21 protein-coding genes, 1 pseudogene and 1 other annotated feature are annotated in these 23,247 nt (G+C 32.1%); of the genes and pseudogenes, 3 read left to right on the top strand and 19 right to left on the bottom strand.

Translation table 11 applies throughout. The features are described 5' to 3' along the window. Window positions 1-105: 105 nt before the first annotated feature. From LQ688_RS01215 to LQ688_RS01205, 3 genes and pseudogenes are all read right to left on the bottom strand, one after another. Window positions 106-552, bottom strand: coding sequence for a DUF4930 family protein (locus LQ688_RS01215; RefSeq protein ID WP_016999279.1), 447 nt, complete (start codon window positions 550-552; stop codon window positions 106-108). Window positions 553-919: 367 nt separating this feature from the next. Continuing rightward, window positions 920-1,198, bottom strand: coding sequence for a hypothetical protein (locus tag LQ688_RS01210; RefSeq protein ID WP_016999281.1), 279 nt, complete (start codon window positions 1,196-1,198; stop codon window positions 920-922). Window positions 1,199-1,245: 47 nt separating this feature from the next. Then, window positions 1,246-1,419 (bottom strand): annotated as a pseudogene (locus tag LQ688_RS01205) (JAB domain-containing protein); the annotation flags it as partial. A 438-nt stretch (window positions 1,420-1,857) separates the two neighbouring features. On the opposite strand from LQ688_RS01205, the gene LQ688_RS01200 reads away from it, so the two are divergent. The 3 genes from LQ688_RS01200 to LQ688_RS01190 all read left to right on the top strand — a co-directional run bounded on the left by LQ688_RS01200 (window position 1,858) and on the right by LQ688_RS01190 (window position 4,276). Beyond that, window positions 1,858-2,001, top strand: coding sequence for a hypothetical protein (locus LQ688_RS01200; RefSeq protein ID WP_002360221.1), 144 nt, complete (start codon window positions 1,858-1,860; stop codon window positions 1,999-2,001). Window positions 2,002-2,254: 253 nt separating this feature from the next. Beyond that, a complete protein-coding gene (gene fexA / locus LQ688_RS01195) occupies window positions 2,255-3,682 on the top strand; it encodes a chloramphenicol/florfenicol efflux MFS transporter FexA (RefSeq protein WP_015585966.1) in 1,428 nt (475 codons plus the stop codon). A 177-nt stretch (window positions 3,683-3,859) separates the two neighbouring features. Then, the gene (locus LQ688_RS01190) at window positions 3,860-4,276 is read left to right on the top strand and encodes an NAD(P)H-dependent oxidoreductase (RefSeq protein ID WP_000855243.1); all 417 of its coding nucleotides are present in this window, start codon (window positions 3,860-3,862) and stop codon (window positions 4,274-4,276) included. 282 nt (window positions 4,277-4,558) lie between these two features. Here LQ688_RS01190 and LQ688_RS01185 read toward each other — a convergent pair whose 3' ends face one another. From LQ688_RS01185 to yihA, 16 genes are all read right to left on the bottom strand, one after another. Next, complete coding sequence (locus tag LQ688_RS01185) at window positions 4,559-4,924, bottom strand: DUF6262 family protein (protein WP_000619629.1); 366 nt, start codon at window positions 4,922-4,924, stop codon at window positions 4,559-4,561. Window position 4,925: 1 nt separating this feature from the next. Further along, window positions 4,926-6,839 carry a tyrosine-type recombinase/integrase gene (locus LQ688_RS01180; protein ID WP_029658482.1) on the bottom strand — a complete coding sequence of 638 codons (1,914 nt, stop codon included), beginning with the start codon at window positions 6,837-6,839 and terminating at the stop codon, window positions 4,926-4,928. A gap of 2 nt (window positions 6,840-6,841) precedes the next feature. After that, window positions 6,842-7,927, bottom strand: coding sequence for a tyrosine-type recombinase/integrase (locus tag LQ688_RS01175; protein ID WP_000867971.1), 1,086 nt, complete (start codon window positions 7,925-7,927; stop codon window positions 6,842-6,844). A 113-nt stretch (window positions 7,928-8,040) separates the two neighbouring features. Further along, window positions 8,041-8,604, bottom strand: a complete 564-nt coding sequence (radC, locus tag LQ688_RS01170) for a RadC family protein (protein ID WP_239703691.1) — start codon at window positions 8,602-8,604, stop codon at window positions 8,041-8,043. Between the two features lies 1 nt (window position 8,605). Next, window positions 8,606-9,319: a prepilin peptidase gene (locus tag LQ688_RS01165; RefSeq protein WP_239752543.1), complete on the bottom strand. Its 714-nt coding sequence runs from the start codon at window positions 9,317-9,319 to the stop codon at window positions 8,606-8,608. Window positions 9,320-9,489: 170 nt separating this feature from the next. After that, entirely contained in the window at window positions 9,490-10,887 is a 1,398-nt protein-coding gene (locus LQ688_RS01160; protein ID WP_064211073.1) for a YfcC family protein, read from the bottom strand. A 103-nt stretch (window positions 10,888-10,990) separates the two neighbouring features. Beyond that, window positions 10,991-12,250: a bifunctional folylpolyglutamate synthase/dihydrofolate synthase gene (locus LQ688_RS01155; RefSeq protein ID WP_239752542.1), complete on the bottom strand. Its 1,260-nt coding sequence runs from the start codon at window positions 12,248-12,250 to the stop codon at window positions 10,991-10,993. 8 nt (window positions 12,251-12,258) lie between these two features. Then, window positions 12,259-14,889: a valine--tRNA ligase gene (locus LQ688_RS01150; protein ID WP_064211074.1), complete on the bottom strand. Its 2,631-nt coding sequence runs from the start codon at window positions 14,887-14,889 to the stop codon at window positions 12,259-12,261. Between the two features lie 39 nt (window positions 14,890-14,928). Beyond that, window positions 14,929-15,143 (bottom strand) — a binding site (T-box leader). A 48-nt stretch (window positions 15,144-15,191) separates the two neighbouring features. Then, entirely contained in the window at window positions 15,192-16,262 is a 1,071-nt protein-coding gene (locus LQ688_RS01145; RefSeq protein WP_016999287.1) for an AbrB family transcriptional regulator, read from the bottom strand. Window positions 16,263-16,352: 90 nt separating this feature from the next. Continuing rightward, a complete protein-coding gene (gene hemL, locus LQ688_RS01140) occupies window positions 16,353-17,639 on the bottom strand; it encodes a glutamate-1-semialdehyde 2,1-aminomutase (protein ID WP_135031083.1) in 1,287 nt (428 codons plus the stop codon). 1 nt (window position 17,640) lies between these two features. After that, window positions 17,641-18,624, bottom strand: coding sequence for a porphobilinogen synthase (hemB, locus tag LQ688_RS01135; RefSeq protein ID WP_064211076.1), 984 nt, complete (start codon window positions 18,622-18,624; stop codon window positions 17,641-17,643). Beyond that, window positions 18,624-19,301 (bottom strand): uroporphyrinogen-III synthase, encoded by a 678-nt coding sequence (locus LQ688_RS01130; RefSeq protein ID WP_064204338.1) that lies wholly within the window; start codon window positions 19,299-19,301, stop codon window positions 18,624-18,626. The genes hemB and LQ688_RS01130 overlap by 1 nt, the downstream gene beginning before the upstream one ends. 15 nt (window positions 19,302-19,316) lie before the next feature. Further along, the gene (hemC, locus tag LQ688_RS01125) at window positions 19,317-20,243 is read right to left on the bottom strand and encodes a hydroxymethylbilane synthase (protein ID WP_016999291.1); all 927 of its coding nucleotides are present in this window, start codon (window positions 20,241-20,243) and stop codon (window positions 19,317-19,319) included. An 18-nt stretch (window positions 20,244-20,261) separates the two neighbouring features. Then, the gene (locus LQ688_RS01120; protein WP_016999292.1) at window positions 20,262-21,095 is read right to left on the bottom strand and encodes a cytochrome C assembly family protein; all 834 of its coding nucleotides are present in this window, start codon (window positions 21,093-21,095) and stop codon (window positions 20,262-20,264) included. A 20-nt stretch (window positions 21,096-21,115) separates the two neighbouring features. Beyond that, on the bottom strand, window positions 21,116-22,465 hold the full coding sequence (gene hemA / locus LQ688_RS01115) for a glutamyl-tRNA reductase (RefSeq protein WP_239752541.1): 1,350 nt from the start codon (window positions 22,463-22,465) through the stop codon (window positions 21,116-21,118). Window positions 22,466-22,539: 74 nt separating this feature from the next. Next, window positions 22,540-23,127: a ribosome biogenesis GTP-binding protein YihA/YsxC gene (gene yihA, locus LQ688_RS01110; RefSeq protein WP_016999294.1), complete on the bottom strand. Its 588-nt coding sequence runs from the start codon at window positions 23,125-23,127 to the stop codon at window positions 22,540-22,542. Between the last annotated feature and the right edge of the window lie 120 nt (window positions 23,128-23,247).

Here is a 23,247-nt window from a genome sequence, read left to right as displayed (position 1 = left end):
TCTAAACACCTCTTAATTTTCAAATGTCTAAATAACAATGATATTACTATTTTATCTTACAGTTCCATTTAAATAAAGTACGAGACTGTCGATATAGTAAAAAAGTTAATATGCTTCTTCAGGTAAGAGTTCAATATTTTGATTCATTTCATTTAAATCATCTTTCAAATCTTGCTCTGTGTGATAAACGTACATTTGTGGTTCACCAAATTTATATAGTATATATTCAGTGCCTCTTTGACCAGCTACGTAATTTTCATTATAGCCCATTCTTTCTAAATCAGACACAGCCATAAACTCTCTCTTATTAATCCAGCTAAAAGCTTGTTTCGTTTGTCCTAAAGGTACATTTCTTAACAAAGGTGTATCTTCTATTGTATAAGTAGAATTAGCTCTCCCAGGAACAACTTGTTCACTTTGTGGTGTTTCATCACTATGATCGAAAGGATTTAATTCACTTAAAGCAGGTACATTTCTATATACAATGATAATAATAACAATAATTGCTATTAATGCTAATAAATTTCTAATTAACCTAAATAACCATCTCAATTTTATGGCACCTCTCATTCAAATTTATTATACATAATTGTTTTAAAACTATCATCAGACTTGGGACCTAACTCTTTAATCATGCTGTAGTCTGATGTAAGATATGTTTGAAGCCTTTATAATGATATTAAGAGGTGAGAATTATGGAGTTAATTTATATTTTCATAGCAATATTATTGTTAATTATATTTTTTAGATTTTTCGTTGGAATATTAAGATTCGCTATAAAATTAGCTATTATCGCTTTAGTAATATATTTTGTATATCAAGGCGTTATGTATTTCATGTGAAATTTATATAATTTTTAAAGCCAACTATACGATTAAGGCCGTATAATTGGCTTTTAATTCTGTGAGAATATTCTTTATCACTTATTTAATAATTTACTTAAAATAAACAATGTAATAGAAACTAATAATCCCCACACAATCCCAGCACCAATACCACCTATAAATAAACCGAAATTGATATTAGTACTACTATCATTTATAGCAATTAAAATAGAACCTAGAAAGACACCAACTATACTCAATCCCATTACAACGCCATAATCCTTTTTAACGATAGCTCGTCTATTTTTATTTTGAAAAACAGTAATTATAAATAATACAGGTAAAATAACTAATATAAACGTAATAATTTGCAAAACTAAAACTCCTGACTTCATTTTACATATATTATAACATTGTATGATTATGAACGTTCAATAATTTCTAAATCTTCTTTTGTAATATAGTCATCTTCAAATAAACTTATAAATTCTCCATCTCCTATAATGATATGATCTAGTAAATCAATTCCCATTAAATCACAACAGTATAACAGTCTTTTCGTAGTTTTGATATCTTCTAAAGATGGAGTTACATCTTATCAAGAGTAAATTACTAAAAATCCATTAACATCAATGTTTTTACTTTAAGAACATATATTTAACGTGTTAAATCAAATGAAAAAATACAATGTAATTATTAGATGACAATTGATTACGGTCAGAAGAATGTACCACAAATAAAAAAACTAATTCCTTTTTATTTTATCGAGGAATTAAGCTTTTGACCTGCAACAATCACGCCCAATTTCGGAATATCTATAATATGATTTCGATCTTAAATTATCTACTTTAACTGACGCTACCTGCTCGTTAAAGAAGACCTATTTAAAAAAGTTTATACTGCACCTGCCTTTATTATGTAAGTAAAAGTAGTAAAGCTTTAAATTGGTTTTCAAAAAAGTAGGGTTGATTATTTCTTTTTCATCAATTATTATTGTGTTATTATCACAATATGAGAAAGGAGGCAAAAAGTAATGGGAATTGATTTCATTAATGTCGAGTTTAGAAAGCATGTAAAAGTTTCAGGGGATTTAGGTACAACGGGATCAGTATGTCCTTTTTCACAAAAACAAAAAATGGAAACACTACCGGAAAACTTTTTGCCTCCTTTTATATAATGGGCAAAAATTTATGAATCTATTGCATTTGTAAAAATGCATACGAATGATTAGGCACCGGTTGTTAAACTGGTGCCTTTTTTTTGTTTGATCAGTTCAGTTAGTTTGGAGAACCGAATCTTTAATCATGCTGTAGAAATATGGTGAGTTCGTTGATTTGGTTTTACAATATAAATAGATATGAGGTGAGGTTTATGGTGAAAGCAGTGGATTTAGCCTCCTAAAATCACAATATATTTTAGGAGGAAATAAAATGAAAAAGGATAGTAAATCTAAAGAAATGATTCAATCTGAAAAAAGGGGTTCTACTAGGCTTTTAATGATGGTACTCTCCCTATCTGTACTTGTAGGTGCAATTACGGCTGATTTAGTCAATCCCGTACTTCCACTAATAAGCAAAGATTTAGAAGCTTCGAAATCTCAAGTGAGTTGGATAGTTAGTGGTATTGCACTTGTTCTTGCGATTGGAGTTCCGATTTATGGTCGAATCTCAGACTTTTTTGAGTTACGAAAGCTATATATCTTTGCCATTATGATTCTGGCAAGTGGTAGTCTTTTATGTGCAATTGCCCCGAACCTCCCATTGTTGGTTTTGGGAAGAATGGTTCAGGGTGCTGGGATGTCCGCAATTCCAGTTCTATCAATCATTGCAATTTCGAAGGTTTTCCCACAAGGAAAACGTGGGGGAGCTTTGGGAATTATCGCAGGAAGTATTGGTGTTGGAACTGCTGCTGGTCCAATATTTGGTGGAGTAGTTGGTCAATATTTAGGGTGGAATGCCTTGTTTTGGTTCACATTTTTGTTAGCCATTATGATTGTTATTGGTGCCTACTACGCGTTACCGACAATTAAACCGGCAGAATCCGTAGGAAGCAATAAGAACTTTGATTTCATTGGTGGTTTATTCCTCGGCCTCACAGTAGGATTACTCCTTTTTGGCATCACTCAAGGAGAAACTTCTGGTTTTTCTTCGTTCTCATCGTTAACTAGCCTAATTGGTTCTGTTGTAGCTTTGGTGGGATTTATTTGGAGAATTGTTACCGCAGAAAATCCATTTGTACCACCTGTCCTGTTCAATAACAAGGATTATGTCAATACGGTCATAATTGCATTTTTTTCGATGTTTGCTTATTTCGCTGTTCTTGTGTTCGTCCCATTACTAGTCGTTGAGGTGAATGGACTCTCTTCTGGACAGGCTGGAATGATATTGTTGCCAGGTGGTGTGGCTGTTGCAATCTTATCTCCCTTCGTTGGCCGTCTTTCTGATCGATTTGGGGATAAACGTCTGATAATTACTGGGATGACTCTGATGGGGCTGTCTACCTTATTCTTGTCCACCTATGCATCTGGTGCTTCACCTCTGTTAGTTTCCGTGGGGGTCCTCGGAGTAGGGATTGCTTTTGCATTCACGAATTCTCCCGCAAATAACGCCGCAGTAAGTGCACTCGATGCAGACAAGGTTGGTGTCGGAATGGGGATTTTCCAAGGTGCTTTGTACCTTGGAGCAGGAACTGGAGCAGGTATGATTGGAGCATTATTATCCGCTCGACGTGATGCTACTGAGCCGATAAATCCATTATATATATTGGACGCTATGTCCTACTCAGATGCGTTCCTTGCAGCTACAGGGGCAATACTCATTGCCTTAATAGCTGGATTAGGTTTAAAAAAGCGTGGGTAATAACTTAGTTATGTAAAGATTAGTTATTGTTTAGTTCATCTTCTATAGTTTAAGCTGTAAATAAATAGCTTAGGAATCACGCAAATTTGAATTTCTTAGAATAGAATACTTTTAAGTAACTCAACTTTCGTACACTGTTTTATTGGTGCGAAAGTTGAGTATGTTAAGGATGAAACAATGAAAACATTGGTGATCGTTTCTCACCCAGATATGCCAAATTCTCGAATCAATAAAGTTTGGGTAGAAAAAGCAGCGTCTTATTCAAACGAAATTACCATTCATGATCTTTATAGAGAGTATCCTGATTTTATTATAAATGTAAAAAGAGAGCAGGAATTAGTTGAAAATCATGATAATATTATTTTTCAATTTCCATTATATTGGTATAGTTCTCCTTCATTATTAAAAAAATGGATCGATGAAGTGATTATATATGGATGGGCTTACGGATCAAAGGGTAAAAGAATATTTTATAATCGAAAATTAGGATTAGCTATATCAGCTGGCGTAAAAAAAGGTGAATTTACAAGTATGGGTAAAAACAAGCATACATTAACCCAGATGTTAACACCATTCAAATCTTTATGTGCATAGATTCATGCTGAATATGTACCAGAGTTTGTACTTTACGGTGCTAATTCGGATATGAAGGGCGAAGAGATACAGAAAAGTGCTAATGAGTATTTGCAATATATTAAAAAGTATTATTTAAGAGCATAAAACACTTCTGCGATCATGCCAACAATACTAGAAGAAAGCCCATTTCCCCTTAACACATTTAGGGAAATGGGCTATTGAAGTTATTGAAGGTTTTAGCGATTTCATTTTAGGTAGCCAATTCAAAGTGCCCAATAAATTCCAAGAAACACAAATCTGCTAAAACAGCTTGCCATGTAATTTTTGAACTTGATCCTTTAACCGTTCATTCTCTTCTTCTAACGCCTTTATACGGCTTTTTAAGGTTTTTATTAATACGTCCTCTGAACGAGGGCTTTTACTAGGTTTACGGGGGGTTAACTCACTTATCTGCATCCCTCTTAATGTCTCCACTCTAGTTCTAATATCTTTTTGTTTGTAAAGCCATGACTTTGAAACATTTGCTTTTTGTGCAACGGAATTAAAATTAATCTTCTCTTCTTTCAATGCCATCTCTGAAATTGTCTTTTCAACCCTAATTCTTGTTTTCTCCGACTTGTCTTTAGCTAGCTGAACTATGGCAGTTGTGTTACCTTTTCTAATCATTTTAATTCGTCTCCTTTAACGAATGAATAATCTGTTCTAATCTATTTTTAACACGTTCATTGGTTTCAACCTGACGCTGCCATTGGTTTTGTTTAGCCCTATTTAGTATTTCTTTAGTTCGCTCTAAGTGCTCTTCATGTTCAGTAAGAAATTGTTTACTTGTACAGAAATTCGTACAATCTAAACATGCATTTGCGTGAGGACATGGTCCTGCAATTACTGGTAACCGACAATAGCCATTAGGAAGTGCCTGTGCATTGATATTCTTTTTAAACCATTGAAGATCTGTATTGTCAGCTTCAGTATTTTCCTCACTTAAATCCAGAATGCTACCGTTATTCGTTACTAAGGTTTCCTTAAATTTCGTAAATTCCTTCTTTAGGGTTTCATCAAAAATATGTGCATATCTTGCCGTCATTTCCGGTGATTCGTGACCCAAGAACTTCTGGACAATATGTTGTGGCACTCCGTTATTTATCATTCTAGTGCCAACTGTATGCCGAAAGGCATGAGCATGAAAACGAAAAATTTCTCCGTTGCTGTCCGTTATCTTTTCTTCATAAGCTAGTTCATTTAATTTAACCCTAAAGGTATCTTGTTTCAATGGTGAGCAATCTTTTCGGGGAAACACATATACACATCCATCATCGAGTTCATCAGCCACCCTTTGCTCTTGAACTAATATCAATGCAGCAATTTCTTTAGAAATAGGAATGATATGCTCTTTCTTCATTTTCCACTGATAATACTTTAAAAAGCAATCCCCTTCTTTATCGGTTATGACGCTCCCTTTTTTCAATGTACAAAGTTCACTGATACGCATCCCGCATTCTTGAAGTACCATAACCATTGTAGCAATATAAGGTTCCAATTTATCTAATTTCCCATTTAATTGTTCAAGTATATGTTCATCAATATAACGTGGTAGTGCCTTCGGCACTTTAGGGTAATCTTCTTGAAAGATAAGGATCTTAGAAGGTGTATCCTTCCAGTCATATCTTTGAATTGTAGTAAAAAAAACGTCTAAAGTAGATATTCGTCCAGTTACAGTACTGGGTTTTAAACCTTTTAAATTAATATAATTAAAATATTGCTCAATTTCATTTCTAGTTAATTGATGAATCCTTTGTATACCTTCACAATTTTTGTTCATGAAATTAAAAAATTCTTTTAATTTTGAAGCTATATCTACTACGTGAGAAAAGCTAGCTGTGTTTAACATTAGTTTACAATATCGCTTAACTATTTCTTTAAAATAATTATTCTTAAAACCCTTAAAGTTGATCGTATATTCGTAGGATGTTGGGTTTACCTTATCTTCCGGTAATGATAATTTTCTTCGATTCCAAACATCTTTTTCCCATTCTTCCCCATCAAAATAGAAGTCCTCATAGAATTCCATAAACTGCTTAAGATGAGTAACGTAATAGGAATTCGCATGTACAGTAACTTTCTGCTGATTTACATCAAGTTTGTAATTAGTAGTCGTAGTTTTTACTTTTTGTTCTGTTAAGTAGGTCCGGTATTCTGTCAAAGCTTTTTTTATAGGCACTTCGGTTATCGATGTAATATTAGGATATTTTAAATTTAAAAATCCCATCATCCGGCTTATCACTGTTCCCTTTCTAATCCAAACGGATTTTGCATTCCAAGCTCCATTATTCAAGTGAAGGTAATAAAAATATTTTAATTCTGTTTTCAACCAGACATTTTCCACCTTATCGAAATTTACCCAACGATTTCTTAGTGACGGATTCTTACTTAACTCAATTGCACTAGGATGCGGACAAATTCTTATATCCCATCTATCTGCTGCCCAATAACCTTTTAAAACACTTGTCATATTAGCTATTTTTTTATTAATCTCTGTACTAGCGATAAGCTTTCGATTAGTTGCTACACTTGGAAATTTCATTGTCATGTTTCTCTCCCTTGAAGATACTTTTTATATTCATTCTTCATATCTTGATCAGAAAGATGAACATACGTATCAAGTGTTGTTTGTACATGGGCATGCCCTAATCTTTTTTGTACATATGCAGCATCCCATCCACTTCTAATAAGCTCTGTGGCATGCGTATGACGTAATATATGGGCAGTGAAAGTAATCCCTGTCCGTTTTCCTAGTCTTCTTATTAAGTCTAATACACTTTGATATTTTAGAGGGTGGCCAAAATAAGAATCTTTAAGATTAATAAATATATAATCATGATCTAAATCTTCCCCATATTCATGTACTAAGTAATCGGTATATAATGCCATTAATTCCTTACTTACATCAATAGTTCTTTCTTTTTTAAGTTTAATATAAGCTCCATTTTCATTATGATCTCTTGGCCTGATGTTAATCTGGTTATCCCATGTTGAAATATCTTCAATACGAAGGGATAATGCTTCTCCTATCCGAAGTCCCCCTTCATACATAAGCATAATAAGTAACTTATCTCTTTTGGTATGACATGCCTCAATTATTGCTTTGACTTGTCCATGTTCTAATACTTGTACAAGTTTCTTTTTGACCCTAAGCTTTAAAATATTTTTTTTATAGGATCTACCTTTAGAAATATGGTGAAGAAACCCCTTAAAGTTTCTTCCTCTTGCTTCTTTAGACATATCTATAGCTTTAAAATTTTCTGTGCGATTTAAATACTCTAAGAAACTAGTTACAGCGTTAAGTATGGAATTAACTGATGTTTCCTCTCTTTTAGCCTTCTTTGGTTGTATATCTATTACCTTTAAATGCCCTGCTGGATTTCTTAACCATCCTACAAAGTTTGCTAAATCCTCAAATTGTAAATCTCCTAATTCGATTCTACTTTGGCTCATAAATTCATAAAACAGCTTGAGATGATAACAATATGTTTTAATGGTATTTGGAGCTTTGCCCGTATTATCCAAGTACTTTATAAATCGCTTAACCGGTTCTATCACTTCAAATTCTTTATCTAGCAGTATGTATAACGGATATGATTTTTCCTCCACAATTACTTTCTGAACCTTCATCTTTCCACCACCTTTAAATACTTTAACTACTATTAATAATACCCTTATATATTTAATAGTTAAAGCACTGTAATTAAAAAATCCTAAACTTCGAGTACTTAGAGTACTCTAGTTTAGGATACTATGTTTAAAGGATCCCCACTAGGATGATTATGTGCTATTACAATAGACGCAGCTGAATGTTTAACCGCTTCTCTTAATAAATCACGTGGATGTACAATCGACATATTTAAAGAACCTATGAATATAGATTGCTCATGAATAATTTGATTTTTTGTATTTAATAAAAGTGCAACAAAATGCTCTTGCTTTAAATATCTTAATTTTTCCATAAGATAATCTGCAACATCTTGAGGTTCATTTATTTCTATTTTGTCCAATACAGTATTGCTATGCATTCTCTTTGCTAATTCTATCACTGCCAATATTGTCAAAGCTTTCTTCTCACCAATTCCATTTACACTTAATAACTCTGGTAATGTTAGGTGCCTTAAATCACGTAATTGATTTACAAGTTTTAGCACTTGATTTGCACAATCTATACTAGAAAATTGTTTACTACCTGAATTGATTATAATTGCTAATAATTCTCTATTTGTTAATCTATCAGCACCATATGATTTTAATCTCTCTCTTGGCTTGTCTTCTTGTTGTAAGTCTTTGATTTTCAATGACATATTAACCTCCTAAAAAATAAAATAGTAATTGATTATTAAATATACATACACTTATTGATGAAATTGCTATATAAGGTACTAATGGAACTTTTGTTATAATAGATTTTTTAAATAAAATATAACTGATAGCAGAAATACCTGAAATGATAAAAGTAAACATAAATATAAGTAAAAATTGCTTCCAAGTTAAAATGAGACTTAATATACAAAACAATTTCACATCCCCATAACCTATTCCACCTTTAGATAAAAAGTATAAAGTATGGATGATAAAAACGATTTCTAATGAAATTAATATATTTTCTAAATCGGGTTTGAATATCAAAATACCAGTTATAAACATGAGAATTAAAATATGATTAGGAACAATGTAGTATTTCATATCATATATAGCTAAAGGAATTAAAAATATAATTAAAAAATAATACAAATGAGGATTATGTATTTGAGGTGAAATTAGTGGCATAATAAATAAAATACTTAATGATATTTCAACAGTGATTAAATCTTTAGGTATGGACGTATTACAATATCTACATTTACCTTTGAGATAAATATAACTAAAAATTGGAATTAAATCTTTATATTCTAGTTTATGATTGCAATATGTACACTTTGAACGACATGTTAATGTTTTAAAATTGATGATTGTTGTACTTGTTAATTGATACATATAACTTGCTAAAATAGATCCTAAAATAAAGTATAAAAGCATTATTTATATCTCCTTAGTTGATATAAAATAATATATCAATTAAGGCCATAATATTCCTAATTTCATAAATTCAAAATTTTTAACTAACAAAATGAATAAGTTTTAAAACAGACAAAAAAACTTGAAAAAACCGCTATTATTAAGCAATTTCTTTCAAGTTTTTCATATTATTAATTAACTAGTATTAAAGCGACAAATATTCCGACCATACAAACGATTACCCATAGTAATAATAACTTCCATATAAATTTAACCCACTGTGTATACGGGATACCTGCTACAGCTAGTCCACCCATAAGTGAAGCAGAAGTAGGAAAAATACTATTACTAATTGCATCACCATATTGGAAAGCTAGTACAGCCATTTGTCTATTAATATTTAGGATATCAGAAATTGGTACCATTAATGGCATCGTTGTCATGGCTTGTCCTGAACCTGATGGTATAAAGAAATTAAGAAATAATTGAATAATAAACATCGTTCCAACAGTTATACTAGCAGGTAAATCTTGAATTGAATTTGTTAAATAGAAGACTATAGTATCAATTATTTTACCATCTTCCAATACAACTACAATTGCTTTAGCAAATCCTACTATTAACGCTCCAAACAAAATGGATTTCATACCATCGATTAGTGCATCAAATGTTCCATTGAAACCTAAACCACCAATAAATCCTGCCAGCAAACCTGCTACTAAGAAGTTTGCACTCATTTCATTGAATGACCAACCGAACTTGAATATCCCAAAGACATTAAAACAAATTGTACTTACAAGCAAAATTAAACATATAATTTGTCTTTTTGTAAATCGTTCGACTTTTTGGTTATCTTCACTTTCCTCAACTTCCTTTACTTCTATATCATATACTAAACTTTTAGAAGGGTCTTTTTTCACTTTTCTAGCATAGAACATTACGTAAAGTATGCCTACAATCAGAATAGCAATATAAATCGGTGTTCTTATTTCCCATCCTGAAAATAATGGCAATTCTGCGATCTTCTGTGCAACACCGACTGTAAAAGGATTGAGCATACCTCCTAGAAATCCAGCAGCTGCTCCCATTATAATCATAGCGGCTCCAGTCATTGCATCATAACCTGCTGCTCTTGCTATAGCTATTCCAATTGGTACAAATATAATCGTTTCTTCTGCTAAACCTATTGAAAATCCTAATAACGAGAAGATAAGCATCGTTAAAGGTATCATAAACTTACTATTTTTACCTAGCTTATTCATCGCTGCGTTTACACCGTTTGTGATAGTGCCAGTCTTATGTATTACGCCAAACGCGCCACCAACTAAAAAGATATAAAATATAATATCAGCACCACTTATTAAACCTTCAGGAATAGATCTAAAAATATCTAAAAAGCCAGAAGGTTCACTTTTTACAAAATGGAACGTCCCAGAAATTACTTCTTCTCTATCATTAACAGTTTTTCTATCAAACTTTCCAGCCGGTATAATATAAGTCAAAATAACACTTATCACGATAATGAATAACAAAATAGCATAAGTATGTGGATTTTTAAATGTGATATTTCTTTTCTTTTTTAACCCCATTAAATTCTCTCCTTCTTCGTTTGATTTTCTTTTACCCTATTATTCAGAAAATAATGAAAATATAAAAAAAGTATTGGATTAAAAACCCAATACTTTTTATCCATTATACAAGTAATTTACGAACTTCACTGATGAAATATAAACTACCAGTTATTATAAGCAAATCACCTTGATATGATTCAATGAACTCTCGATAATTTTTAACTTTCTCTATATGCGAATGCTCAACACTTTCATAAATTGTATCAATTGGTAATGCTTTTGGAAAATCAAAAGTTGTAACGAAAAATCGATTCGCTATGTCTTCAAGACTATTTAACATTTTCCCAATAGGCTTTCCATCAATAGCAGCAAATAACACGTCAATCTTCTTATCTGAGTAATAATGCTGTAATGTTTTTACTAAAGCATCAATACTTTCTTTATTATGAGCACCGTCTAAAAAGATTAAAGGATTATCATTTACCTTTTCAATTCTTCCATACCACGTTACATTTTCAATTGCGTCAATCATCTTATTGAAATCTAACTGGATTAATCCTCTTTGATACATTTCAATCAACGTTGTAATTGCTAGCGCAGCGTTTTCATGTTGATGATTACCTATCATTTTTAGTTTGATATTTTCTAATTCATAGCTGTCATAACGATACGTGAATTCTTCGCCTTCTGACACAACATATATATCCCTATCTAATTCCAAACCTTTATTATGATGATGTTCTACAACTTCTCTAATAAAATTCAAAGCATCTTTAGGTTTGATTGAATATACAAGAGGCACACTAGGCTTGATTACACCTGCTTTTTCACGAGCAATATCCATGTAAGTCTCGCCTAATATATTAGTATGGTCTAATCCGATGCTTGTTAATACAGTCATAATAGGTTGGAATACATTTGTTGAGTCGTTTAAAGCACCTAATCCCGCTTCTACTACAACAAAGTTAACTGGTCGAATTGTACCAAAATAAACAAACATAATTAATGTAATAACCTCAAATTCAGTTGCAGGACCTAGGTCTGTTTCTGCTTCAAGTCTTTCAGTTATAGGTTTGACTATTTGAACTAATTCAACTAGTTCCTCATTTGTAATTGGTTTACCATTTAAACTTATTCTTTCATTAAAAGTAATGATATAAGGTGAAGTAAAAGTACCGACTTCATATCCATTTGCTATTAGTGCATCACGAATATAACTAACTGTCGATCCTTTACCATTTGTACCAACTACGTGAATACCTTGTATTTTATCTTCTGGATGATCAAGCTTACTTAACATCCATTTCATTCGTTTTACACCTGGTTTTATCCCGAATTTAGTGCGTTCATGTATCCAATGTAAACTATCTAAATAATTCATAAGCCTTCCTAGCCTCTCAATTGTTCAATTCTTGCTAAAACACCGTCATATTTTTCTTGATAAGTTAATTTCTTTTCTTTTTCTTCGTTGATGATTTTTTCAGGTGCTTTTGCAACGAATTTCTCATTGCTTAATTTTTTGTTCACACGATCAAGTTCTTTTTGCCATTTGTCTAATTCTTGTTGCAATCTTTCAATTTCTTTATCCATATCAATTAAACCTTCAAGCGGTAATATTACTGTAGCACCATACACTACTTCAGTCATCGCTTTTTCAGGAACTTCAATTTTAGTATCAATTATTAACTCACTAGGATTACAGAAACGTTCTAAATAATCCTTATTGTTTATTAATTGTTCTTGTACTTTTTCATCTTTAGCTTCAATATGAATTGGCACTTCTTTAGACATAGGCGTATTAACTTCTCTACGTGCTTGACGAACTGATTTTATAATTTCAACTAATAATTGCATTGAAATTTTACTATTTTCATTAGACAATTCTGGTCTTACTTCTGGCCATGAAGCTTGGATAATCGTTTCGCCCTCATGTGGTAGAGCTTGCCAAATATGTTCAGTAACGAAAGGCATAAATGGATGTAACATACGCATAGTTTGATCAAGTGTATATGATAAAACAGAACGCGTCATTTGTTTTTTAGACTCGTCGTCACTATTCATAGGAATTTTACTCATTTCAATATACCAATCACAGAATTCATCCCAAATAAAGTTATATAATACGCGTCCAACTTCGCCAAACTCATACTTATCACTTAACTCTGTAACATGAGCGATTGTTTCATTTAAACGTGTTAATATCCATTCATCAGCAACTGATTTTTCTCCTGATAAATCAATATCCTCAACTTTAAATGATTCACCTATGTTCATTAAGCTAAAGCGAGAAGCGTTCCAAATTTTATTAATAAAGTTCCATACTGATTCAACTTTTTCAGTTGAATAACGTAAATCATGTCCTGGTGAAGAACCTGTAGCTAAGAAGTATCTCAAACTATCTGCACCGTACTCATCAATCACATCCATTGGGTCTACACCATTTCCTAGTGATTTACTCATCTTACGTCCATCTTCAGCTCTAACTAATCCGTGTAGTAAAACATCATTAAATGGTCTTTGATCAGTAAATTCTAAACCTTGGAAAATCATACGACTAACCCAGAAGAAAATAATATCATAACCAGTAACTAATGTATTAGTTGGGTAGTAACGTTTGAAGTCTTCATCTTCTACATTTGGCCAACCTAAAGTTGAGAATGGCCATAATGCAGAACTAAACCAAGTATCTAATACATCTTCGTCTTGAGTCCAATTTTCGATATCTGAAGGCGCTTCTTCGCCTACATATATTTCACCTGTTTCATTATGATACCACGCAGGAATTTGATGGCCCCACCATAATTGACGTGAAATAGTCCAATCGCGAATATTTTCCATCCATCTGTTAAATGTGCCTTCAAAACGGTCTGGTACAAAATTAATTCGTCCATCAGTCTCTTGATTATCTAAAGCTTGTTTAGCTAATGGTTCCATTTTTACAAACCATTGAGTTGATAAATATGGTTCTACAACTGCACCACTTCGCTCTGAATGACCAACAGAATGCTCATGCTCTTCAACTTTAATCAATTCACCAGAAGCTTTTAAATCTTCTACTAATTGCTTACGACATTCAAAACGATCTAAACCATTATATTTACCTGCTAATTCATTCATCGTGCCATCTTCGTTCATTACATTGATTTTTTCTAATTGATGACGTTCACCAATTTCAAAGTCATTTGGATCATGAGCAGGTGTAACTTTCATTGCACCACTACCAAATTCCATATCAACATAGTCATCAGCTATAATTGGTAGTTCTCTACCAATTATCGGTAAAATAACAGATTTCCCTATAGAATCTTTGTATCTATCGTCATTTGGGTTAACAACGATTGCAGTGTCACCAAGCATCGTTTCGGGACGTGTAGTTGCAATTTCAATAGAACCTTCTCCATCTTTAAATGGATAATTTATATGATAAAAATGACCAGTGATATCTTCGTGAATTACTTCGATATCTGAGATAGCTGTTTTTGTTTGTGGATCCCAGTTAATGATTCTTTCACCACGATATATAAGATCTTTTTTATACATCTCAACAAATACTTTCTTTACAGCTTGAGATAAACCTTCATCTAAAGTAAATCTTTCGCGACTATAGTCTAATCCAAGACCTAACTTTGCCCATTGAGCACGAATAAAATCTGCATACTCTTCTTTCCAAGACCAAGAATGCTCTAAAAATTTCTCTCTGCCTAAATCATGTCTCGTTAAACCTTGCTCATTTAATTTAGCTTCAACTTTAGCTTGAGTAGCAATACCAGCGTGATCCATACCAGGAAGATAAAGTGTATCGTAGCCTTGCATTCTTTTCATTCTTGTTAAAATATCTTGTAATGTTGTATCCCATGCATGGCCTAAATGTAGTTTCCCAGTAACATTTGGCGGCGGAATTACAATTGTATAAGTTTCTCTATCTTTATTCTCACTTGGTTTAAAATAATCATTTTCTAACCATTGTTCATAACGACCTTCTTCAACCTTTTTAGGGTTGTACTTAGGTTCCATTTCCATATAAATCACTCCTCATTAAAATAAAAAACCCGTCCTATAAACTAGGACGGGCTCAACCGTGGTACCACCTAAATTCAATATAAAATAAATTATATTGCACTCTTACGATTATCGCTCGCTCACGCGTTAACCTACTTAGTTTCAGATAACGTTCCAAACAAGGCTACCTTCAATCACCATTAATATGCATTTTCACCAACCATGCACTCTCTATCATTAATCAATGATTTACTCTTCCTCTTTAAATATTCGATTACTTTAATAATATAAGTACCGACTATATAAGTCAATATTGATTTATATTAATTCTTATAATTTTTAGATTGTTTTGTTAAAAATACTTTTATTAATGGCGCAACGATTAGCAAAATGAAAAATATTCTAAATATATGGTAACTGGATATCATTGCAACATCACCACCTGTTTCTAAAGCTACAACAATTATTTGTGCCATACCTCCAGGTGCAGCGCTTAAGAATAAATCATTTATATTTTCATTAATAAATAGTTGGAATAAAAAGACGAGTAAAAAAGCACCAATAATAAGCATAATATTTTGAAATGCAATCGCAAAAATTGTTTTTTTCGTAATATTATCTATTAAATCAGCGATTTGAACCCCTATTCTAATACCAAATAGTATTTGAGCTATGATAATAAATTGATAATCTAAAGTGAAAACTTGGCCAGTTAATAAGTTCCAAGTTAACATGACTAAAATAGGAGATAATAAATAAGGAACTGGAAATCGGAATTTATAAAAAATGAGAAATGTTACCGCGATGCCAATTAAAATAATAAATAACTCTGGTATACTCAATACGTTAAATATAGAAGGTTCTTGTGCTACGTGACCACTTTGTTCACCATTACTACCATATATAGATGAAATAATAGGTACTAAAATAACTACGAACATAATTCTTGATGTTTGAGTTAAAGTAACTACTAATAAGTCGGCTTTTTTATTTTCTTCTGCCATAACAACCATTTGACTTAGCGCCCCAGGAATTGCACTTAACAAAGCAGTTTCAAATGTGACATTAGCAATTTTCTTAAAAACAATAGAAATTAATAATGCAATTAACAAAATGAATACTGACATTAGTACAATTTGTAACCATTCACCTTTAATATCATTTAATACAACAGGCGTAAAGGTTGATCCCATTTGTACACCTAATATTAAAAGACCTAAATTACCTAACCATGTTGGCCAAATAATTTTTCTTTTCATGAATTTGATTACAATTAAACTCGCAAATATTGGGCCAAACATCCATGGTAAAATCATATGGATTTTATCAAGGAAAAACCCTAGTACGATAGCAAGTACACTTACTAATAAAATATTCCATTTATTACTATTCATGAAATAACACCTCGAATAGATTATATCATTTTTACAATTAAAGACCCCGAAAAACGGATTATAATCCAATTTTCCGGGGATATATTAAACTTATTTTACAATTCTTGATAGAGCATTATCAAAGGCTTCGATTGTTTTTTCAATATCTTCTTTCGTATGTGAAGTAGATAAGAATGTACCTTCAAATTGTGAAGGCGGTAAAAATACACCTTCTTTAGCCATTTCTCTATACATATTACTAAATAATTCTAGATCAGATTTATTAGCTTCGTCAAAATTCGTAACTGGGCCTTCGTTTAAGAAGTAACCAATCATTGATCCAGCACGATTAACAGTTATTGGTACATTGTATTTACTGAATACATTTTTCAAACCTTCTTCTAATAAATCTCCCAATTCATTAAAGTATTCATAACTTTCTTCAGTCAATTGAGTTAATGTAGCATAACCACTCGTCATAGCAAGTGGATTACCAGATAATGTGCCCGCTTGATATACTGTACCTACTGGTGCTATTTGTTCCATAATGTCTCTTCTACCACCAAAGGCGCCAACTGGTAAACCGCCACCAATCACTTTTCCAAGACAAGTTAAATCTGGTGTTACACCGAAATAGCCTTGTGCACAATTATAACCAACTCTAAATCCAGTCATTACTTCATCAAAAATTAATAAAGTATCATTTGATGTAGTTATTTCACGAAGTCCTTCTAAAAATCCGTCAACAGGTGGTACAACACCCATATTACCTGCAACTGGTTCTACTATTACAGCTGCAATATCATCACCATAATGTTCGAAAGCTACCTTAACTGATTCAATATCGTTATAAGGTACTGTAATTGTATTTTTAGCTGTACCTTCTGGAACACCTGGAGAATCTGGTAGACCTAGAGTGGCAACACCAGAACCTGCTTTAATAAGCAATGAATCACTGTGTCCATGGTAACAACCTTCAAATTTCAATATTTTATTTTTTCCTGTAAAACCTCTAGCTAAACGCAATGCTGCTAGCGTAGCTTCAGTACCTGAAGAAACCATTCTCACCATTTCTATAGATGGTACACGATCAATAACTAATTGAGCCATTTTATTTTCAAGAATCGTTGACGCACCGAAAGAAGTCCCTTTGTCCACCGCTTCATGTAATGAATTTCTCACTTTATCATCAGCATGACCAAGGATTAATGGTCCCCAACTTAATACATAATCTATATACTCATTACCATCAATATCATAAATCTTTGAACCTTTACCATATTCCATGAATATTGGATCAGTGTCTACTGATTTAAATGCACGAACTGGACTGTTAACACCACCAGGCATTAAATTTACGGCTTCGTTGTAAGCTTGTATTGATTTTTCATAACTCATATTAGTATTCTCCTTCATCTAGATATTTACAAATGTCTTTTGCAAAGTAAGTAATAATCATATCTGCACCTGCACGTTTCATAGAAATCATTTGTTCCATAACAATTTTTTCTTCATCTATCCAACCATTTAACGCTGCTGCTTTAGTCATGCTATATTCTCCACTTACATTATAAGCAACTACAGGTACATCTGTATTATTACGTACATCACGAATAATATCTAAATAACTTAAAGCCGGTTTAACAATCATCATGTCACAACCTTCTTTTAAGTCACTTTCTAATTCTCTAAAAGCCTCTAATCTATTACTTGGATCCATTTGATAAGTCTTACGATCTCCGAATGAAGGCGCACCATCTGCTGCTTCTCTAAATGGACCATAGAAACTTGATGCATATTTTATACCGTAACTCATAATAGGTATGTTTTTGAATCCTGCTTCATCTAAACCTTGTCTAATCTCCGTTACAAAGCCATCCATCATATTACTTGGTGCAATAATGTCTGCTCCTGCTTTTGCTTGTGATACAGCTGTCTTAACGAGTAATTTTAATGATTCATCGTTATCTACATCATGAGTCGTTTCATCTATAACACCACAGTGACCGTGGTCAGTATATTCACATAAACACGTATCTGCTACAACTAATAAATCAGGGAATTTACTTTTTGCTAAACGAGTGGCTTTCTGTATGATGCCGTCATCTACAAAAGCACCAGTACCACATGCGTCTTTTTCATTTGGAATACCGAAGAACATAACACCTCTTACACCTAGGTCATAAGCTTCTTTAAGTTCTTCTTCTAATAAGTTTAAGCTTAATTGATATATACCTGGCATAGACGTTATTTCATTTTTAATGTTATCTTCTTCTATTACAAAAATAGGATAAATTAAATCTGCTTTATGAACATAAGTTTCTTTTACAAGATTTCTCATTGATTGTGAAGATCTTAATCTTCTATGTCTATCAAATTTCATTACTCTACCTCTTCCAATATTTTATTTAACATATCATTCAGTGTTGCACGTGGAGCAACTTTACATTCTTGATGGTATGTTTTTAATTTTTCTTCTGTTATTTCACCAATCGCATACACTTCAATATTATCAATCTTATTATACTTTTCAAAATAACTCGACACAGCAGATGAACTAGAAAATGTCACATGCGTTACTTCGTTATTTTCAATAAGTTCATGAACTTTATCTACATTCTCATAATTCGTTTTTGGTTCGTAAATATGAAGTCGTTGAACTTCATTGTCCCATTCTCTCAAATGGTCTGTTAATTTATTTCTTGCTAGTCTACTACAAGGGATTAATATTGATTGTTTATGCAATCGATTCTCTAAAGAATCCAATAAACCTTCTTGTGTAAATGTACTTGGCATAACTTCAATCGGTATTGAATAATCTTCAGCAAGTGCTTTAGTTTTTGTACCGATTGCTGCTATATGCTTTACATTTATTAAATTTAAATATGGCTGAAATAATTTAATGGCGTTTACAGACGTAAAAATAAGCCAATCATAGTATGGTTTTATACAAGATTCGTCAACTTCGATTGGAACAATATCTATAAAAGGATAATGTTTCAGTTCTATATCTTCGCGTTGAACAGTTCTTGTACTTGTAACCACTACAATTGGCTTCATTTTAACGACTCCTTATTACGCTTCTTCTTCATTTAGCTTTCTAATAATCTCATAAGCACCTTGGGCTTTTAACTCGTCAGATACTTCTTTACCTATTTCTACTGGATCAGTTCCAACTTTAGTAGATTCATATCTTTCTTTACCATCTGGTGACATTATTAAACCTGTGAATGTAATTTCGTTGCCTTCTTTAGTTGCATAACCAGCAATAGGCACTTTACAACTACCATCCATTTCACTTAAGAAAGTTCTTTCACTTGTAACACATGTTTTAACTTCTTCATCATGAACAGCATTTAATATATCTAGTAATTCTTTATCATCACTTCTACATTCAATGCCGAGCGCGCCTTGACCGATTGCTGGCATCATCGTATCTTCACGTAAGTACTCTGTAACTATATCGTCACCCCAGCCCATACGTTTTAATCCAGCTGCTGCTAATATAATTGCATCAAAATCTTCAGTACGTAACTTTTCTAAACGTGTATCAATATTCCCTCTTATCCATTTAATTTCTAGATGTGGGTATTTCGCTAAAATTTGAGCGCCTCTTCGTAATGAGCTTGTCCCAACAATACTGCCTGGTTTTAAATCAGCTAGTTTGACGTGATTGTTAGCTACATATGCATCAAAAGGTATTTCACGTGGTGGTATGCAACCTAATGTAAGACCATCAGGTAACACACTTGGCACATCTTTCAATGAATGAATAGCAAAATCAATTTCACGGTCGAATAAAGCTTGTTGAATTTCTTTAACGAACAAACCTTTTCCACCTACTTTAGATAATTGAACATCAATTATTTTATCGCCTTTAGTGACAATTTCTTTAATTTCAATATCTAAATCTGGAAATTTTTCTTTCAATTTATCAATAAATTGCTGACTTTGTGTCATCGCTAATTTACTTCTTCTTGAGCCGACAATAATTTTACGCATATTTTCCTCCATGATCATTTAGTTAAACCATTGATGAAATCCTGAAAATTTCGAAACCACCAAATAATTTATCATACAAACTAAGAATATCATAATATTAGCAACTACTAATGTCTTAGTTTTAACAGTTTTTCTTACTCGTAGGAATAAATATATACCATATAGCAATAAGACAATTAATGATCCAATTACTTTTAAGTCCAACCAAATCTCACTACCAATAATGATTAGACCCCATTGTATTCCTAATATTAAACTTATTAACAAGACTAAGAAGCCTACTAAAGAAAATCTAAATACATTTTGCTCTAGCTGTTCAATGCTTCCCATTCTAAAAAACTTTTGGTTAAATGTCTTTTCTTTTAAATTTTTTCTTTGTAATAAGTATAAAATTGCATGTGATGTACTCAATGCAAAGATAACATAACTCAAAATCGCTAATGAAATATGAATGAGTAATAATTCATTCATCATGTTTGCGGCAGTATTTTCGGCATCATATTGTTCAGGTCTGAAAGTATGAATTGTTAAAAATACAAAACCAATTAAATTAATTATAAATACTGTTAAGTCAGTTGATTTAAAATAGTTTAAAACTAACGAAACTGTAATAATCATCCAGGTGTAAAAATAAAAACCTTCAAATAGGGTTAATATCGGAAATTGTTTAGTCGTAATGATATACATGCATAAAAAGATTGTTTGAAATATCCAAACAATCCCTAATGCATAGTAACCAAGTTTTCGTACTTTATTATTCTTTTGAATAAAATCATAAAAGTAACACCCTAAACATATCATATAGATGATTAAAACAACCTCATGCAAACGTACTGCAATTATATCTTGCATAGCATCACCATTTAATTAAATTAAGATTCAACTGTATTAGGCGTCAATTGAACTTGTTTAGATTCTTTCTTTGTTTCTGTTTTATTTTCATTTATTCTCTCAACTTCATTTGTAATGTTGAAGATTTCTTGGAATAATTCTAATTTTTCATCAGATTTTTTATCTGTTGATAATTCTTTAGCTTGTGTAATAGGATCTTTAAGTAACTGATTGACGATGCTCTTCATATGTTTAGAGATTACTTTACGTTCTCTTACAGTCATGTCAGGTAATTTTCTCTCAATACTTGTCATTGTATCTTGTTGTATGTGAGAAGCTTTGTCTCTCAAAGCAGTTATTACTGGTACAACACCTAACATATTAACCCACTCTTCATGCTTATCAATTTCTTTAGCAATTAATAGTTCAATTTCACGCGCAGCTTTCTCACGTTCTGCTAAGTTTGCATCTACTAGACCATTTAAGTCGTCTACATCATAATTAAACATTAATTCTAAATCGTTAACTTCTGGATCAATGTCACGTGGAACAGCAATGTCGATAAGAACTAAAGGTTTATGCCTTCTAAATCTTTCAACATCTCTCATCATATCTTTTGTTAATACATATTGCTCAGCACTTGTTGAACTAATTACAATATCAGCTTCCATTAAAGAACATTGCAATTCGTTTATGCTTTTTGCTACACCTTTATATTGCATAGCTAAAGCCTCAGCTTTTGCAACAGTACGGTTTAAAACAGTTATATCTGTCACGCCACTACCGTTCAAATTCGCAACAGCTAATTCTGCCATCTCACCGGCACCTATGATTAACGCTTTTTTATTATCTAATCTGCCTAATACTTTTTTAGATAGTTCTACTGCAGCATAAGAAACTGAAACAGCATTAGATGCGATATCTGTTTCACTGTGAGCACGTTTAGCTAATGTAACTGCTTGTTTAAATAAACGATTAAACATCGTTCCAGTAGTTACTTCTGTTTGTGCAGTTTGGAAAGCGTCTTTCATTTGTCCTAAAATTTGAGTTTCACCTAATACCATAGAATCTAACCCAGATGTCACTCTGAATAGATGTTCTATTGCATCATTCTCAGTTAGAACATTTGTGTACGTCTTAATTGTATCTAATGATTGATTAAACCAGTCAGCTAAAAATGATTGTATATAGTATCTACCTGTGTGTATTTGATCTACTACGGCATATACTTCTGTTCTATTACATGTTGATAAGATTACACATTCTAATATAGATTTTTTGTTACTAAGAGTTACAAGCGCGTTTTCAATTTCTTGATCATTAAACGCTAATTTCTCGCGCATCGCAACGTCTGCAGTTTTATAGTTTACACTTACTACAACTACATGCACTTCTAACGCCCCCATTAATTTATGTCCAATGTCTTAATTATAACATTTCTAATCTAGGAATGTGAGGAATTTGTTTAAATAAATTGTGACAATAATGCCCAAATATTGTCCGTCTTGTCTTTATTTAATGAAGAATAACTAATTAATACGTCCTCAGATTCTATTTCCAGTGTTTCTCGAATAATTTTGAGATGTTTTTGAACTTTACCTTTTGGTATTTTGTCTTCCTTAGTAGCAACTATAATCGTAGGTATTTCAAAATGCTTTAAGTAATCGTACATCAATATATCATCTTGTGTAGGTTTGTGGCGTATATCTATAAGTTGTATTACACATTTAAGTTCTTTTCTCGTTGTTAAGTACTGTTCAATCATCTTGCCGAATTGTTCTCTTTGTTTTTTACTTACTTTAGCATAACCATATCCAGGCACATCTACAAATATTAATTGTTCATCAATGTTAAAAAAGTTTAAAGTTTGTGTTTTACCTGGTTTAGATGAAGTTCTCGCTACTTTTTTTCTAGAAATAAGTGTGTTAATAAATGTTGATTTACCTACATTTGATCTTCCACTTAATGCTATTTCAGGTAAGCCCGTTTCCGGATATTGCTTAGACTCTACTGCACTAATTATAATGTCTACATTATTTGGATTTATTTTCATTGTAATCTCCTACATCATTCGTTTCTTTTATTATAGCTTAAATCATTAAATAATTAAACATAGCAATGTAGTGAAACAACAAGCTCTTATTTTTAAAAAGTCTTTGTAATGTCAACACTG

The sequence above is a fragment of the Mammaliicoccus sp. J-M40 genome, from assembly GCF_022386395.1.
Classification (GTDB): domain Bacteria; phylum Bacillota; class Bacilli; order Staphylococcales; family Staphylococcaceae; genus Mammaliicoccus; species Mammaliicoccus lentus.
Note: the sequence above shows the minus strand (reverse complement) of the source record. Positions and strands in the feature narration are given on the sequence as shown.

Coding starts and splice junctions, on each gene's coding strand:
- LQ688_RS01200 (WP_002360221.1), top strand. CDS start 1,858: ATGGGAATTGATTTCATTAATGTCGAGTTTAGAAAGCATGTAAAAGTT.
- fexA (WP_015585966.1), top strand. CDS start 2,255: ATGAAAAAGGATAGTAAATCTAAAGAAATGATTCAATCTGAAAAAAGG.
- LQ688_RS01190 (WP_000855243.1), top strand. CDS start 3,860: ATGAAAACATTGGTGATCGTTTCTCACCCAGATATGCCAAATTCTCGA.
- LQ688_RS01185 (WP_000619629.1), bottom strand. CDS start 4,924: ATGATTAGAAAAGGTAACACAACTGCCATAGTTCAGCTAGCTAAAGAC.
- LQ688_RS01180 (WP_029658482.1), bottom strand. CDS start 6,839: ATGAAATTTCCAAGTGTAGCAACTAATCGAAAGCTTATCGCTAGTACA.
- LQ688_RS01175 (WP_000867971.1), bottom strand. CDS start 7,927: ATGAAGGTTCAGAAAGTAATTGTGGAGGAAAAATCATATCCGTTATAC.
- radC (WP_239703691.1), bottom strand. CDS start 8,604: ATGTCATTGAAAATCAAAGACTTACAACAAGAAGACAAGCCAAGAGAG.
- LQ688_RS01165 (WP_239752543.1), bottom strand. CDS start 9,319: ATGCTTTTATACTTTATTTTAGGATCTATTTTAGCAAGTTATATGTAT.
- LQ688_RS01160 (WP_064211073.1), bottom strand. CDS start 10,887: ATGGGGTTAAAAAAGAAAAGAAATATCACATTTAAAAATCCACATACT.
- LQ688_RS01155 (WP_239752542.1), bottom strand. CDS start 12,250: ATGAATTATTTAGATAGTTTACATTGGATACATGAACGCACTAAATTC.
- LQ688_RS01150 (WP_064211074.1), bottom strand. CDS start 14,889: ATGGAAATGGAACCTAAGTACAACCCTAAAAAGGTTGAAGAAGGTCGT.
- LQ688_RS01145 (WP_016999287.1), bottom strand. CDS start 16,262: ATGAATAGTAATAAATGGAATATTTTATTAGTAAGTGTACTTGCTATC.
- hemL (WP_135031083.1), bottom strand. CDS start 17,639: ATGAGTTATGAAAAATCAATACAAGCTTACAACGAAGCCGTAAATTTA.
- hemB (WP_064211076.1), bottom strand. CDS start 18,624: ATGAAATTTGATAGACATAGAAGATTAAGATCTTCACAATCAATGAGA.
- LQ688_RS01130 (WP_064204338.1), bottom strand. CDS start 19,301: ATGAAGCCAATTGTAGTGGTTACAAGTACAAGAACTGTTCAACGCGAA.
- hemC (WP_016999291.1), bottom strand. CDS start 20,243: ATGCGTAAAATTATTGTCGGCTCAAGAAGAAGTAAATTAGCGATGACA.
- LQ688_RS01120 (WP_016999292.1), bottom strand. CDS start 21,095: ATGCAAGATATAATTGCAGTACGTTTGCATGAGGTTGTTTTAATCATC.
- yihA (WP_016999294.1), bottom strand. CDS start 23,127: ATGAAAATAAATCCAAATAATGTAGACATTATAATTAGTGCAGTAGAG.